This window comes from Epilithonimonas mollis (genome assembly GCF_900142325.1).
Classification (GTDB): domain Bacteria; phylum Bacteroidota; class Bacteroidia; order Flavobacteriales; family Weeksellaceae; genus Epilithonimonas; species Epilithonimonas mollis.
The window spans coordinates 354,034-369,636 of the sequence record NZ_FRAM01000003.1 but is presented as its reverse complement, the minus strand read 5'-3'; the positions used below and the strand labels follow the sequence as shown (position 1 = coordinate 369,636).

13 protein-coding genes and 1 tRNA gene are annotated in these 15,603 nt (G+C 37.7%); 9 read left to right on the top strand and 5 right to left on the bottom strand.

The genetic code is table 11. The annotated features are described in order from the left end of the window. Nucleotides 1-8 precede the first annotated feature (8 nt). The gene (locus BUA97_RS13965) at nucleotides 9-2,036 is read left to right on the top strand and encodes a recombinase (protein WP_072999308.1); all 2,028 of its coding nucleotides are present in this window, start codon (nucleotides 9-11) and stop codon (nucleotides 2,034-2,036) included. Here BUA97_RS13965 and BUA97_RS13960 read toward each other — a convergent pair. Then, the gene (locus tag BUA97_RS13960; RefSeq protein ID WP_072999306.1) at nucleotides 2,014-2,310 is read right to left on the bottom strand and encodes a hypothetical protein; all 297 of its coding nucleotides are present in this window, start codon (nucleotides 2,308-2,310) and stop codon (nucleotides 2,014-2,016) included. The genes BUA97_RS13965 and BUA97_RS13960 overlap by 23 nt on opposite strands. A gap of 123 nt (nucleotides 2,311-2,433) precedes the next feature. Here BUA97_RS13960 and ychF point away from each other — a divergent pair, with 123 nt between their 5' ends. The 6 genes from ychF (at nucleotide 2,434) to BUA97_RS13930 (ending at nucleotide 10,250) form a co-directional block, all read left to right on the top strand. After that, nucleotides 2,434-3,525: a redox-regulated ATPase YchF gene (gene ychF / locus BUA97_RS13955; RefSeq protein ID WP_072999304.1), complete on the top strand. Its 1,092-nt coding sequence runs from the start codon at nucleotides 2,434-2,436 to the stop codon at nucleotides 3,523-3,525. An 87-nt stretch (nucleotides 3,526-3,612) separates the two neighbouring features. Beyond that, entirely contained in the window at nucleotides 3,613-4,410 is a 798-nt protein-coding gene (locus tag BUA97_RS13950) for a T9SS-dependent choice-of-anchor J family protein (RefSeq protein ID WP_084081345.1), read from the top strand. Between the two features lie 195 nt (nucleotides 4,411-4,605). Then, nucleotides 4,606-6,489 carry a DNA topoisomerase IV subunit B gene (locus tag BUA97_RS13945; RefSeq protein WP_072999299.1) on the top strand — a complete coding sequence of 628 codons (1,884 nt, stop codon included), beginning with the start codon at nucleotides 4,606-4,608 and terminating at the stop codon, nucleotides 6,487-6,489. A 22-nt stretch (nucleotides 6,490-6,511) separates the two neighbouring features. Then, entirely contained in the window at nucleotides 6,512-7,012 is a 501-nt protein-coding gene (locus tag BUA97_RS13940) for a hypothetical protein (RefSeq protein WP_072999297.1), read from the top strand. After that, on the top strand, nucleotides 7,012-9,588 hold the full coding sequence (locus BUA97_RS13935; protein ID WP_072999295.1) for a DNA gyrase/topoisomerase IV subunit A: 2,577 nt from the start codon (nucleotides 7,012-7,014) through the stop codon (nucleotides 9,586-9,588). The genes BUA97_RS13940 and BUA97_RS13935 overlap by 1 nt, the downstream gene beginning before the upstream one ends. A 20-nt stretch (nucleotides 9,589-9,608) precedes the next feature. After that, the gene (locus tag BUA97_RS13930) at nucleotides 9,609-10,250 is read left to right on the top strand and encodes a rhomboid family intramembrane serine protease (protein ID WP_072999293.1); all 642 of its coding nucleotides are present in this window, start codon (nucleotides 9,609-9,611) and stop codon (nucleotides 10,248-10,250) included. 205 nt (nucleotides 10,251-10,455) lie between these two features. Here the strand turns inward: BUA97_RS13930 and prmC are convergent, their stop codons facing one another. From prmC to BUA97_RS13910, 4 genes are all read right to left on the bottom strand, one after another. Next, nucleotides 10,456-11,310: a peptide chain release factor N(5)-glutamine methyltransferase gene (gene prmC, locus BUA97_RS13925; protein ID WP_394332929.1), complete on the bottom strand. Its 855-nt coding sequence runs from the start codon at nucleotides 11,308-11,310 to the stop codon at nucleotides 10,456-10,458. Further along, nucleotides 11,307-12,068, bottom strand: coding sequence for a YaaA family protein (locus BUA97_RS13920; RefSeq protein ID WP_072999291.1), 762 nt, complete (start codon nucleotides 12,066-12,068; stop codon nucleotides 11,307-11,309). Before BUA97_RS13920 ends, prmC begins: the two co-directional genes overlap by 4 nt. A gap of 52 nt (nucleotides 12,069-12,120) precedes the next feature. After that, nucleotides 12,121-12,732 carry an L-threonylcarbamoyladenylate synthase gene (locus BUA97_RS13915; RefSeq protein ID WP_072999289.1) on the bottom strand — a complete coding sequence of 204 codons (612 nt, stop codon included), beginning with the start codon at nucleotides 12,730-12,732 and terminating at the stop codon, nucleotides 12,121-12,123. A gap of 59 nt (nucleotides 12,733-12,791) precedes the next feature. After that, nucleotides 12,792-12,864, bottom strand: a tRNA-Met gene (locus tag BUA97_RS13910). 222 nt (nucleotides 12,865-13,086) lie between these two features. Here BUA97_RS13910 and BUA97_RS13905 point away from each other — a divergent pair. Together BUA97_RS13905 and BUA97_RS13900 are read left to right on the top strand one after the other, a co-directional pair. Further along, a complete protein-coding gene (locus BUA97_RS13905) occupies nucleotides 13,087-13,446 on the top strand; it encodes a BlaI/MecI/CopY family transcriptional regulator (RefSeq protein ID WP_072999286.1) in 360 nt (119 codons plus the stop codon). Continuing rightward, nucleotides 13,446-15,602, top strand: coding sequence for a M56 family metallopeptidase (locus BUA97_RS13900; RefSeq protein WP_072999284.1), 2,157 nt, complete (start codon nucleotides 13,446-13,448; stop codon nucleotides 15,600-15,602). The genes BUA97_RS13905 and BUA97_RS13900 overlap by 1 nt, the downstream gene beginning before the upstream one ends. The last annotated feature ends 1 nt before the right edge of the window (nucleotide 15,603 follow it).

Here is a 15,603-nt window from a genome sequence, read left to right as displayed (position 1 = left end):
GTAGTAATATGGCGATTAGGTTACTCAGAAAAGACAGTTTTAGCATTGTTCTGAAAAAATACTTCAGCGAGGAGAATGAAACCTTGTCTCTCGAGCCATTGTCCGAAATTATCATGAGCCTGAAAAGAGAAGATCTCGGTGTTTTCACGGCTTATCTCAAAGATAACTCCCATATCAGGGAAAATCTGATGGTCTATATCAGGAATGTTTTTGAAGACCGCTCATTCAATCTTTCTTTGACCGAGGCTGATATTCTTTCTGAAAACGCTTTCTTCCCGGAATTCAAAAAGAGATTGCTGAATAAAGTGCTCCCACCGATAGAAAATGAAAAAACTGTCTGGTATCTTGTAGATAACGTTCTTGTTACGCCCAAAAAAGACCTGGAATTTTTTCAGAATTCACCGGAAGATAAAGTTGATGAACTGTTTCGGCTGTTGAGGATTGACAGATTTATTGATAAAATCCAGGTCAAAAAAGAACTGCTTTTTTCGCTCAATATCCTGGCCTGGCGTGTCATAGGTAATGCGCTGGATGTGGAAGTTATGAAAATGGCGCCTGAATATAAAAATTTTGACAATCCCTTTCTGGCGTTGCAAAATGAACTGGATATACTGAATGCCAACTTCAAAAATGACAAAGACTTTAAACTTTCTTCCTCGGACGAAATATATAAACAGACAAAAGTCTATCTGGAACAATGTCTTGATTTTGTAAATATTGCATTCAAAAATTCTTCAAAATACGGGATTTCCAGCAAAACCAACCAGTCGCTGCTCAAGATCCGTCAGCAGCTTAACAGGATGTCTGATATTATTAAACTATTTGTGATCGATGAAGAGGCGGATTACCTCATCAATTCCAAACAATTGTTTTTCAATATTCTGAAATACAAATCTCATAAAAATAACCTGCGTGATCTGGTCGCAGACAGTACCAGGCTGATGTCGCATCTTATTACCAATCACACGGCAGAAGTCGGGACACACTATATCACTTCGACATTCAAATCCTATATGACGATGTTTTGGAAAGCGTCCGGAGGAGGAGTGATTGTGGGAGCGCTTTGTGTACTGAAAATGCTTTACAGCTATATTCCCGCAAGTGATTTTGCACACGCAATGCTGTTTTCCTTCAACTACGCAATGGGATTTGTGATGATTTATCTGATGCGGTTCACGCTGGCGACAAAACAGCCGGCAATGACCGCAGCAACAATGGCAAAGGTATTGTCAGAAGGTAATAACAGAAGTATATACAGGGAATTTGCACATGTGGTTTCACAATTATTCCGTTCCCAGTTCATCGCATTTGTAGGAAATGTTTTGCTGTCATTTCCTGTTTCACTGGCCATCATCTACGGATTGGAAATTCTTTTTAAACAGAATTTCGCTTTCGAAAAATCCGGCAAGCTGTTGTATGATCTGGATCCGTTTCAGTCCAAAGCTATTTTGCATGCATCTATTGCAGGTGTTTTTCTGTTTATTTCTGGTGTCATTTCAGGAAATATCGGGAATAATTCGGTTTTTTATCAGATTCCGAAAAGAATTGCTAAAAATCCTTTTATCAATTATTTCTTCGGACAGAGAATTGCAATGCAGCTTTCTCTTTACTATTCCAAAAACTGGGCTGGCATAGTTTCCAATTTTTGGTTTGGGGTCTTTCTGGGAGCAACCGCACCGATTGGATTATTCCTGGGTCTGGATCTGGACATCCGTCATATCACTTTTGCAGCAGGTAATTTTGCTCTGGGACTTTATGGTAAAGATTTTGTGGTCACTTCTTACACGTTTTGGATTTCCTTCACCACGGTTTTTATCATTGGCTTTTTTAATTTCATCGTCAGTTTCGGCCTGTCAATGCTATTGGCATTCCGTTCCAGAAAAGTGGAGCTGAATGAGGCGAAGGAGATTTTCAGAGAAATTTTCAGGTATTTTGTTAAAAATCCATTCCGTTTTTTCTTTCCGTTGAGATCAATGCTGGATGAGAAAAGTAAAAAAATGATCCAGGATATTTCTACAAAATCAGAAGGTCATTAATCAGCGATTCATCTTTCAGTACTTCCCGGAATTTTTTCAGGAAAAATGTTTTTCTCATCCGGAAATCATTTTTCAGAAGCGGTGATTTTATCCGTAAAACCAAAACCCTTTCCTTGAGATTGATGGTGTCAATCTCCGAAAAAAGATCATCTGAAAGATAATCCTCAAGAAAATCTCTGATCTCAAAAGCTTTCAGCTTGTCTTCAAAACCATAGATCTTTGCAAAAGAATTCATCAGTTCGGAAGAAAGATATTCGCGTTTTTTTCTGCTCATAATTAAGGTTGTAAAAGTAGAGAATTCAAATACAAAATCAGTATCTTTGCACGCTAAAAGTTTAATATTTAAAATTCAATATTTTTTTAATCTTAAACTAAAAAAACCTTAAACCCGATATATATGAAATGTGGCATCGTAGGTCTTCCGAATGTAGGAAAGTCAACTCTTTTTAATTGTCTTAGCAATGCAAAGGCACAGTCTGCAAACTATCCGTTTTGTACAATCGAGCCCAATCTGGGAACGGTTTCTGTTCCGGATCCGCGACTTTTCGAATTAGAAAAAATCGTAAATCCTGAACGTGTATTGCCTGCAGTCGTAGAGATTGTAGATATCGCCGGTTTGGTAAAAGGCGCAAGTAAAGGAGAAGGTCTTGGGAATCAGTTTTTGGCAAATATCCGCGAATGTGAAGCGATCATCCATGTTTTGAGATGTTTTGATAATGGGAACATTATTCATGTAGAAGGCTCTGTTGACCCGATGAGAGACAAAGAAATTATCGATATTGAGTTGCAGCTGAAAGATTTGGAAACAATAGGAAAAGCGGTTGATAAAGCTAAAAAATTCATCAAATCCGGGAAAAAGGAAGATATCTTAACTTACGAAACTTTACAAAACTTACAGAAATTTGTAGAAGACGGGAAAAATGCCAGAGAGTTTCCGACAGATGATTTTACAAAGTCGATTATCGGAGAAGTTCAGTTATTGACCAACAAGCCTGTGCTTTATGTTTGTAATGTTGATGAAAATTCTATTAAAAACGGAAATGCCTGGATTGGGAAAATCGAAGAAATGGCAAAATCCGAAAATGCTGAAGTTGTTGTTTTAGCCGCTCAGATCGAAGCTGACATCAATGAGCTGGAAACTTTCGAAGAAAGACAGATGTTCCTGGAAGAGCTTGGGCTGGAAGAGCCGGGTGTAAACCGACTGATCAGAAAAGCGTATGATCTTCTGAAATTACAGACCTATTTCACAGCTGGTGTCAAGGAAGTCAGAGCCTGGACCATTGGGCAGGGTTGGACTGCGCCACAGGCAGCTGGAGTTATTCACACAGATTTTGAGAAAGGATTTATCCGTGCAGAAGTTATTAAATATAATGATTATATGACTTATGGCTCCGAAGCTAAAGTAAAAGAAGCCGGGAAACTTTCTGTTGAAGGGAAGGAGTATGTCGTTCAGGATGGTGATATCATGCATTTCAGATTCAATGTTTAAGTAACATTTAAAAAATATTCAGAAACGCTTTCAGAGATGAAGGCGTTTTTTTATTTATTTTAGCCGGAAATTTAAATATAAAATTATATGCTTAAAAAATTACTATTTGCATCTTTATTATTAACGGGCTTGTCCGTATCAGCTCAGATTGTTGTTTTCAAAGAAGATTTTGAAACAGAAACTGGACGGAACTCGTGGACCAATACAGATAGAGACGGCGACGGTGAGAAATGGGAGTTTGATGACAGTTCTATTGATGCTTTCACGGGATATTATGCTACATCATGGTCCTGGTTTTTGGAAGCGTTCACTCCGGATAATACTTTGACAAGTCCGGTAATCTCCTTACCAGACAACTCAGAAAAAAAGTTAAGTCTGAAGTTTGATGTCGGTGCTTTTGATGATGTCGTTTTTCAGGAGCATTATGCGGTTTATGTAATCCCGGCAAATTCTACTTTTACAGGAACGGAAACGCCGGTTTTTGAAGAGACACTGGATGCGGGATATATGGATGAAGCCAAACATGTGACTGTGGATATTTCTGATTTTGCGGGTCAGGATGTTCAGGTTGTCTTCAGACATTATAACTGTACGGATCTTTTGGTTCTGATCATCGATAATATTCAGGTTTTGGAGGATATGAACTTGGCTGTTTCGGATTTTAATGCATCCGAAATCCATGTTTATCCAAATCCTGCTTCAGATATGATCCGGGTAAAAGGAGTAGAAGATTTCAAAAAAATCAGACTGTATGATATGAATGGAAAAATGGTTTTGGAAAATCAGACGCCTGAAGCTGATGTAAGAAAACTCCCTTCCGGTCAGTATATTCTGAATATTCATACCACTTCACAGATTCTATCTAAGAAAATTATTAAAAAATAAGCTTTTCGACTTTATGTTTTAAGTTTATTCAAAATTAAAAATGAAGCCGGACAGTCGTCTGGCTTTTTTTGTTAATAAATATTTAGCAATATCGGTTAAAATAAATTCTCAAAACTTTCAAATTAAATTTCATTTCGTTAAATTTGTGAGTTATCGATTCTTAGCGGTTTCAACGTTTTTAGAAATTCAAAATATATGAGCGAAATTAATCCTGTAAATTATTCCGAAGACAATATCCGTACACTCGACTGGCAGGAGCATATCAGGCTTCGTCCCGGGATGTACATCGGGAAACTGGGCGACGGTTCTTCTGCGGATGACGGGATATATATTCTCCTCAAAGAGATCATCGACAACTCGATTGATGAATTCGTGATGAAAGCCGGAAAACGCATCGAGATCAAAATGGATGAAGGAAAAGTTACGATCCGTGATTTTGGACGTGGAATTCCGTTGGGGAAAGTGGTTGATGCAGTTTCCAAAATGAATACCGGAGGGAAATACGACAGCAAAGCTTTTAAAAAATCGGTTGGTCTGAATGGTGTCGGTACCAAAGCAGTCAATGCCTTATCCGGGTTTTTCCGTGTAAAATCTGTACGGGAAGGCCGAGTGAAAATGGCAGAATTCTCCAGGGGCGTCATCAAAACGGATTATCCGGAAGCCGATTCTTCTGACAGAAACGGCACGGAAATCAGCTTTGTTCCCGATGAAGACATTTTCCTGAATTTCAAATTCCGGAAAGAATATGTGGAAAGGATGCTGCGGAATTATGCTTATCTCAATCCTGGACTGACCATCGTTTTCAATGGTGAAAAATTCTATTCTGAGAACGGATTGAGAGATCTTTTGGAAGAAGAGCTGGAAAGTGACATTCTTTATCCCATCATTCATCTGAAGGATGAAGACATTGAGGTTGCCATAACCCATTCTGACAAATCCCAGACAGAAACTTATTTTTCTTTTGTTAACGGGCAGAACACAACACAGGGCGGAACACACCTGAATGCTTTTCGTGAAGCTTTTGTGAAGACGATAAGAGAATTCTATAATAAAAATTTTGAAGCGGCTGATATACGAAAATCAATTATCGCTGCCGTTTCCGTGAAAGTTATTGAACCTGTTTTTGAATCTCAGACCAAGACAAAATTAGGATCGAATGAGATCGAACCTGGCGGCGTTACTGTCAGAACTTTCATTATCGATTTTCTGAAAAACAAACTGGATAATTTTCTTCACAAAAACCCGGAGGTTGCAGAAGCAATCCTGAGGAAGATCATGATCTCGGAAAGAGAGAGAAAAGAGCTTTCCGGAATCCAGAAACTGGCTCGAGAACGTGCTAAAAAAGTATCGTTGCATAATAAAAAACTGAGGGACTGCAGGCATCATTACAATGATCAGAAAGCTGCAAGAAAATCAGAAACAATGATCTTTATTACGGAAGGTGATTCTGCTTCCGGTTCCATTACAAAGTCCAGAGATGTGGAAACACAAGCTGTTTTTTCTTTGAAAGGAAAACCTCTGAACTGTTATGGGCTCACGAAGAAAGTGGTTTATGAAAATGAAGAATTCAATCTTTTGCAGGCTGCACTCAACATCGAAGAGAGTCTGGAGGATCTGCGTTACAATCATGTCGTGATCGCTACAGATGCGGATGTGGACGGGATGCATATAAGGTTATTGATGATTACTTTTTTCCTTCAGTTTTTTCCTGATCTTATAAAAAACGGACATTTGTATATCCTTCAAACACCACTTTTCCGTGTCAGAAACAAGAAAGAAACAAGATATTGTTACTCAGATGCTGAACGGTTGAAAGCACTAAATGAATTGGGGAAAAATCCGGAAATTACGCGATTCAAAGGATTAGGAGAGATTTCCCCGGACGAGTTCAAACATTTTATTGGAAAGGATATCAGATTAGAACCTGTTGTAGTCGGGAAAGACCAGACGATAGAACAACTTCTGGAATTTTATATGGGGAAAAATACACCGGACAGACAATTGTTCATATTGGACAATCTGGTGGTAGAAGATACCGACATAGATAAAAAAGAGGCGATCCGGGAAGTTGATGTTTAATTTCCCAAAGTAAAAACATAAAATGAGATTAAGTAATAAAAATAACACTCCGGTTATTACTTTTGTTTACACGATAGTAGGAATTATTTTTATCCTGGGTGTAATTGGTTACCTCATGGAGATCAGTAAGTTTGATGTTCTGGGAAACAAAGCCTGGATTTTACTCCTGATTCCGGTATTGCTTCTTATCCCTCTTTATGTCATGGGTAAACCTCTTTTTGAATATGATAGTGACGGAGAAGCACTCAATTTCAGGAATAGCCATATTTTGTATATATTCTCAAAAAAAAATGCAAAAGATGAATTTCCAAAATATAAACTGGTAAAGTTTAATATCATAAATGGCTTTATTTTCAAGAGATTATACATTTATATAACCAGCAAAAAAAACCGCGTGATTATTTTAAAATATGATATTACCTATCTCACCAGAAAACAAATAAAAGATTTGAAATTTTCATTGAATAAAGTGGTAAAAGCCAATTTGGAAATTGGGCACAACGATAATACAGCGTCAGATTAATGGAAGAAAGCACACATCACGAAGAAAGCCTGAAAAAGGTTTCCGGATTATACAAGGACTGGTTTCTGGATTATGCATCTTATGTTATTTTAGATAGAGCAATTCCGTCTATTTTTGACGGATTCAAGCCGGTTCAGCGCAGGATTATGCATTCTATGCGTGAGCTGGAAGACGGTCGCTATAACAAAGTTGCGAATATCGTTGGAAATACGATGAAATACCATCCGCATGGTGATGCTTCCATTACAGATGCGATGGTTCAGATCGGGCAAAAAGAATTACTGATTGATACCCAGGGAAACTGGGGGAATATCTATACCGGCGATTCCGCAGCAGCAGCAAGATATATTGAAGCCAGGCTTACACCGTTTGCTCTGGATGTGGTTTTCAATCCGAAAACTACTCACTGGACCAAGTCCTATGATGGACGGAACAATGAACCGGTTGATCTTCCGGTTAAATTTCCATTGTTGCTCGCCCAAGGTGTCGAAGGAATCGGGGTTGGACTCTCTACCAAGATTATGCCTCATAATTTCAATGAGCTGATTACCGCATCTATTCTTCATCTCAAAGGAAAAAAATTCGAAATATTTCCTGATTTTCTGACTGCCGGGATGTTGGATGTCTCTGCATATAATGATGGAAAAAGAGGCGGAAAAATCCGTGCAAGAGCAAGGATTTCCCAAAAAGACAAGCATACACTAACAATTACTGAACTTCCTTTTTCGAAGAATACCAGCGATTTGATCGACAGTATTCTGAAAGCCAATGAAAGAGGCAAGATTAAAATAAAAAAAATCGAGGACAACACATCGGATGCTGTTGAAATCAATATCCATCTTCACCCCGATGTTTCTCCGGATAAAACCATCGACGCACTTTATGCTTTCACAGATTGTGAAGTTCCGATTTCGCCCAACGCCTGTGTGATTGTTGGTGACAAACCAATGTTTTTATCCGTTTCTGATATCCTGAAACATAACACGGATCATACGGTTTCTCTTCTGAAAAAAGAACTGGAAATCGAACTTCATGAGTTGCAGGAAAGCTGGCATTTTTCTTCCCTTGAAAGGATTTTTATAGAGAACAGAATCTATCACGATATCGAAGAAGTAAAGTCGTGGGATGAGGTCATCAAAACGATTGACGAAGGCCTGAAACCGCATATAAAACATCTGTTGAGAGCTGTTACGGAGGAAGATATTGTAAGGTTGACGGAGATCCGTATCAAAAGGATTTCCCGTTTCGATCTGGATAAGTTCAAAGAAAATATCCTCGCATTGGAAGGGAAGATCGAACAGGTTAAATATCATCTGGAAAATCTGATTACTTATGCTATAGATTATTATACCAATATTCAGAAAAAATACGGAAAAGGGAAAGAAAGAAAAACCGAACTGAGGATTTTTGATACCATTGATGCAACCAAAGTTGCTGTTGCCAATGAAAAATTCTATGTCAACAGAGAAGAAGGCTTTATCGGGACTTCTCTCAAAAAAGACGAATATCTGTTTGACTGCTCGGACATCGACGATATCATTACGTTCCAAAAAGATGGAACCATGAAGGTTGTAAAAGTGGAAGCAAAAACTTTCATCGGCAAGAATATTGAGCATGTTGCAGTTTGGAAAAAGAATGACAAACGCACCGTTTATAATATGATTTACCGCGAGGGACGTGAAGGTCCTTATTACATGAAGCGTTTCTCTGTAACCGGCGTCACGAGAAATACGGATTATAAACTGGCTTCTGACAAAAAAGGATCAGAAATGCTTTATTTCTCTGCGAACCCGAATGGTGAAGCGGAAGTCGTTTCTGTGATTCTGAAACCCAATGCAAGAGTCAGAAAGAATAAAATCGATATCGGATTTTCTGAGCTGGCAATCAAGGGACGTGATTCCAAAGGTAATCTCGTTACCAAATATGCCGTGAAAAAAGTGGATATGAAAGAAGAAGGCGTCTCAACCCTGGCTCCGAGAAAAATATGGTTCGATGATTCTGTAAGACGTCTCAATGCTGATGGACGCGGAACTCTACTCGGGAGCTTCAAAGGTGATGATAAAATATTGACAATCAGTTCTCAGGGGGAAGCCAAATTAGTCTCTTTCGATTTGATGAACCGTTTCGATGATGATTATCTGATTCTGGAAAAATGGAAACCGGAGCAGCCAATTACCTGCATCTATTTTGATGGCGAAAAAGACAAATATTTTGTTAAACGTTTTCTTTTGGAAGCAACAACCAACATCCAGTCATTCTTCGGAAACGAAAATCCAAAATCATTTATAGAATTTGTAACAACAGAATCTGGAGCTATTGCCGAAATTGTTTTTCCGAAGATCAAAGACAAGCAAAAAGACCCGGAAACGGTCGATCTGGATGCATTTATAGTTGTAAAAGGGATCAAGGCTATTGGAAACCAGTTGACAAAAGATAAAGTGAAATCAATCAATATCACTATCCCGGAACCAGAGGAAGTCATAGAAGAGGAACCGGAAATCGAAGAAAGCCCCAATCCGGATCCGGAAGATGACGGCGGTACAATCGGCAGTCTTTTTGATGAAGAGGAAAATTAGAATTAATTAATTTAGAAAAAATGAACATTGTTTTATTAATCATAATCGTTATTACCAGCGTTATCAGTTACATCGGATTCCAGAATCCGGAAGTATTTCAGAAATATAAATTCGAAGTTGGATCCATCCAGAGAAGGAAAGAATACATCAGGCTGATTTCCGCAGGTTTTCTGCATGCAGATTGGCTGCATCTCATCCTGAATATGTACGTTTTATACGCTTTCAGCCCTGTTATTTTGCAGGTTTTCGGTCTTGTTGGGTTTCTTATTATTTATCTCGGATCTATTATTCTGGGTAACCTGTTCTGTCTGTATGTTTACAGAAATGTTCCGTTTTACTCAGCAATAGGCGCGAGCGGAGGTGTTTCGGGACTTATTTTTGCAGCAGTTGCAATTGCGCCGCTACAGATAGAAATTTGGTTTATGCCCGGCTTTGTTTTCGGAACAGTTTATTTTGCTTATTCCGTTTATATGATGCTTAACCCGCGGATGAATGACAATATCGGACATGCTGCACATCTCGGCGGAGCATTCTTCGGCTTGGTTTATGGCGTGGCGATATTTCCGGAGTTTGCTATGCAAAACGCCCTCTACATCGGGATCATGTCCTTGCCGCTGATCTATCTGGCATATCAGGTTTTTATCAATAAAAAAATAGGATAGGTTCAGGAGCGTTAAGCTTTCAGTTTCTTTCACTTTTCTAACCCGCTGTCCACTATATCTTTTTTCCCCAGGCTTGTCCAACGCAAAAAAGGATGCCGCTCCCATCGGGGCTATGTTGAAGATTTGTCTCTCTTTTCACCGGGTTTGAGTTGGGAGAACAATACCAGATTAAGGCAATACCGTACAATCTGAATTGGATTTCAAATTATTTTCTCACAAAGATCATACGGTCATTTCCTGAGATATCCTTCAATAATGCTGCTTCAGAAAAATCATGGAACAATTCTAGGGTTTCTTTTCCCAATTTCTGATTGATTTCTAAAAATACCATTCCTTTTTCTGAAAGATAATGGAGAGAATCATCGGCGATTTTCCTGTAAAAAATCAAAGCATCAGAAGTAGGAGAGAAAAGTGCAATATTCGGCTCGAATCCTTTTACCGAGTCTTCAATTTCAATATTTTCTTCAATTCCAATATATGGCGGATTGCTTATAATGATATCATAAACCTCATCCGGATTTTCATCCAGATAATCTTTTTGAATGAAGTTGATTTCTGCTTTGTGAAAATCTGCATTTCGCCTGGCTATTGCTAAAGCGTTTTCAGAAATATCAATGGCGGATACTTCCGCTTCTGGAAAATACTTTTTCAGGACAATAGGTATAATTCCGCTTCCGGTTCCGATATCAAGAATTTTCAGATGCTGACCCTTGTTGGTTTTTTCCTGAATCTTTCCGATGGCTAATTCCAACAGTTCTTCGGTCTCCGGTCTGGGTATCAGGACATGTTCATTCATAAAGAATTTTATTCCGTAGAAGTCTGTTTCGCCGACGATTTGCTGGAAAGGTTTGCCTGTTTTCAATTCAGAAATTGCTTCTATAAATTTTTTAGAATCAGTGTCGGATAAGACTTTATTAATATTATATCGAGATTCGATTTTATTAAGACCAAGGAAATGAATGCAGAAAATTGAAAACAGTTCTTCAGTTTCAGATTTTGTGTAGACTTCAGACAGTTCATTTTGAAATGCTGTTTTGATATCGGAAATTGTCTTCATCATCTTGTGAAAACCAAATTAGTCTCGGAAGATAATTTCTCATCCAAAAGATAATTTTCATAGTTGAAAGCCTTCAGCTCATCCAGAGTCTGCACATTGTTTTCTGCGCAGAAACGAAGCATCAGTCCTCTTGCATGTTTGGTGTAAACGACGATTGTTTTCAGTTTTCCGTCCGGCTGGATTTGTTTAAAATCAAAATCAATAACCTGGCCTTTTAGTTTTTTACGGTTGAGAACTTTTACATATTCATTACTTGCCAGGTTGATGATGTATTCTCCTTTTTTTGTTTCAGAATTTAAATAATCTGTCAATTTATGAGTCCAGAATTCATAAAGATTTTTATAAGAATTGAATTGGAACGGTCTTCCCATTTCCAGACGATACAACATCACTTTGTCAGAAGGTTTCAAAAGTCCGTACAGCCCGGAAAGGATTCTGTAATTCTTTTCAAGATATTTTACAGCTTTTTCATCCAGTGTTTTAGCATCCAGACCACGATAAACTTCTCCAGTGAAAGCAAACATTGCCGGCGCAGAGTTTTTAGCCGTCGGCCTGGAAGTCCATTTTTGATTGCGTTCCCAGTTTTCGTCTGCCAGTTTTGATGAAATCTCCATTAATTCGGATAAAAATTTGGGTGATTTTTCCTTCAAAAATGAATGAATGAACTCTGAATCCTTAATAAATTTTGGCGTTGTGCTTTTCAGGAATTCAGTAGCGTTTTCTACATTCATCAGTTTGGCTGGTGATGTTATGAATTTCATATTTTAGTTTTTGCTTAGTATTGGTTCTGTAAGGTCAGATGTTTATTTGATTTTACAAAATACCTTTTCCCTGACGTATAACTTCAGGTTCGCCTGAAGTCAGATCCACAATGGTGGAAGCTGTATTGTCACCATAACCCGAATCGATCACGATGTCCACAAGTTTATCATATTTTTCAGCGATCAATTCGGGATCGGTAGAATACTCCAGGATTTCATCATCATCGTGGATGGAAGTGGAAACGATTGGATGTCCCAATTTTTCGACGATCATTTGTGGAACAATGTGATCAGGAACCCGTATGCCAACGGTTTTGTGGCCTTTATAAGCGGTCGGAAGATTCCTGTTCGCTTCCAGAATAAAGGTGAATGCGCCAGGCAAATGTGTTTTCAGGAACCGAAAAGTAGAGGTTTCTATCGGCTTTGTGAATTCTGAAAGATGACTCAGATCATTACAGATAATGGAGAATTTTTGTTTATCCATTTTGATTCCTTTTATCTGAGCGAGTCTTTCCATCGCTTTGTAATTATAGATGTCACAGCCAATCGTGTAGATCGTATCCGAAGGATAGATGATGACACCACCGTTTTGAAGAACTTTTACGGCTTCGTCTATTAAATTCTCTTGCGGATTCTGCTGATATATTTTTAAGATTTTTGCCATAATCAAAGGTAAGAATTAAAAATAAAAAAAGAGAATCAAATTTTGATTCTCTTAATTAGTTGCGAGGACACGACTCGAACGTGCGACCTCCGGGTTATGAGCCCGACGAGCTACCTACTGCTCTACCTCGCGATATTGTTCTGCAAATATACGGCAATTTATTTACAAGTCAAGTATTATCTTAATTATTTTTAAAAATAGCTCTTAATGCGAAGTTTTTGCTTTGAAAATCAATGATTTAAAATTTTTAACTTCTTTTAACTAAGAAAATAGTTGTATGAATAAAAATTAATCCTACATTTGTATTACTAAGTTTTTAGTGATATAAGATTGATTGTTTTAAAGTAAAAGAAAATGAATAAGTTAACGAAGGCAGAAGAACAGGTGATGCAATACCTTTGGCAGATAGAGAAAGGATTCTTGAAAGATATACTGGAATTGTTCCCTGAGCCGAAACCGCATACCAATACAATTTCTACGATTCTTAAAATACTGATGGAAAAAGGCTTTGTCAGCCACAAGACTTTCGGAAGACAACATGAGTATTTTCCACTTATCAGTAAAGAAAATTACAGCGGAAAATCTATCAGAAGCCTGGTTAAAAACTACTTCGAAGGTTCCTATACCAATGCAGTTTCATTTTTGGTAGAGGAAAATGAAATCAGCGTGAAAGATCTGGAACTTCTTTTAAATGAACTTAAAAATAAGGAATAATGGAATCAGCTTTACTTTATCTCAGCAAGATGATGATCTGCTCTGCAGTGATGTTTGCTTATTATCTTTTATTTCTTAAAGATAAAACGTTCCATCATTATAACCGGTTTTACCTTTTGCTTTCAGTAGTAATAAGTCTTGTTCTGCCATCGGTAAAAATTTCTTATTTTACAATAGAAACCAATAGGAATGTGTACCTCCTTCTCAGTAAATTAAATCAAAATCAACCTCAAACAACAAGCCATGATGTCACTATTTATTCGGTTTTTTATACAATTATTGGAGTGGTTTCAGTCGCTCTTTTAATAAAATTGATCATCGGAATTTTAAAAATCAACTCGATAAAAAAACAGTTCCCGAATGAAACTATCGAAGGAATCAGATTTTATCAGACGAACCTTAATAATGCACCGTTCTCATTCTTTAGAAACCTGTTCTGGAAAAAATCGATAGAGATCAATTCGCCCGTCGGACAGCAGATTCTGAAGCACGAAATGGTTCATATAGAACAAAAACACAGCTGGGACAAACTCCTGATGCAGATTTCGAAATCTGTGTTCTGGTTCAATCCTGTCTTTTATTTTATCAACAAAGAAATCAATCTTATTCACGAATACTTGGCGGACAAGAAAGCAGTGAAAAAATCGGACACAAAAGCATTTGCGCAGATGCTTCTGGAGAGTCATTTCTCGGGTTCGGTATTGCCTGTTACCAGTCCTTTTTTATCATCTAACCTCAAAAAAAGATTAACAATGATCACAAAAAACAAGACCAAGTACAGCTATGCACGCAAACTTTTTGCGCTACCGATTTTATTTTTTATGGTGTTCGCTTATATGGTGAATGCTAAAAATAAGGAAATCAAAGAGACGAATAAAGCAATAGAAATCGCTGTTCAGGAACTGAAAACAGATACGCTCCAGCCAAAACAGGCAGCATTTGACAGCCTTGCAGCTGACCACCAGAGACAAACAAAATTGTATTCTCAGGCTTTGCAGGAGGATCATCTGAAGATGTCTGCAATCAGTAAAAAAATGTCAGAAAAAAACAAAGAACTGTCTGCTCTGAAAAAGGCTAAAAAAGAAGAATCGCCGGAGTATGAAGCGGTGGAGAGAGAGATGGAACAATTAGCTTCTCAGATGGACGGAATCGTGAGCTCTGATAACTACAGGAATAATCTGAAAGCTCTGCAGGAACATTCGGAAGCGATCAGTAAAATGTACGATTCGCAGGAATTCAAAAAAAGAATTGCTGATGCGGAAAAAAGTGCCAAAGATGCTGAAGCAATGGTTAATTCGACAGAATTCAAGAAAAGAATTGCAAATGCTGAGAAAAAGGCAAAAATTGCTGAACGAATGATCGCTTCTCCGAAATTTCAGAAAAATCTGAAAAATGCAGAGGAACAGGCTGAGAAAATGCAGATCAAAATTAATTCTCCGGAATTCCAGAAAAAAATTCAGGATGCTCAGAAAAATGCGCAGGATGCGCTCATGAAAATCAATTCTCCTGAATTCAAAATGCACATCGAAATGGCTCAGAAATTTTCTAAGGAGGATTTTTCAAAAATCTATTCTGAGGCAGATTTTCAAAAGATGATCAAGGATCATTATGGAAAAGATGCCTTCACGGACGGTACTGTTATTTATGGTTTTGATGCTGCTGATTTTCCTGATTTCAAGGACGTTACAAAAAGCTTTAATTACAGTTTTTCAGATGATATGTTCTACAACAGTGCAAAAGCAAAATTGACACCTAAAGAATTAAGAAAGCTTGAGAAAAAAAGAAAAGAGCTGAAGGAAAAGCAAAAAGAATTACAGGAGCAGCAGAAAAAGCTTCAGGATAAACAACAGCAGTTGAATAAAGAAATGCGCGAAAATGCTTCATTTAAAATTAGTTTTAATCCGAAGGGTATCGAACCGAAAGTGGTAGTTTTGGATGAGGCTATTAGCTATTCTAATATTCCGAGACTGAAATCTATAAAGGCTGATAAAATTAAAATTTCTGACGTCTCTGTGACCAATAAAGATTTGGTTTATTACATCAATGGAAAATTGTCCAAGGCATCAGATTACGAAAAAATAAATCCAAACAGTATTGCCTCAGTAAACGTTTTCAAAACAAACGGAACAGGCAAAATTGAAATTATCACCAAATAAA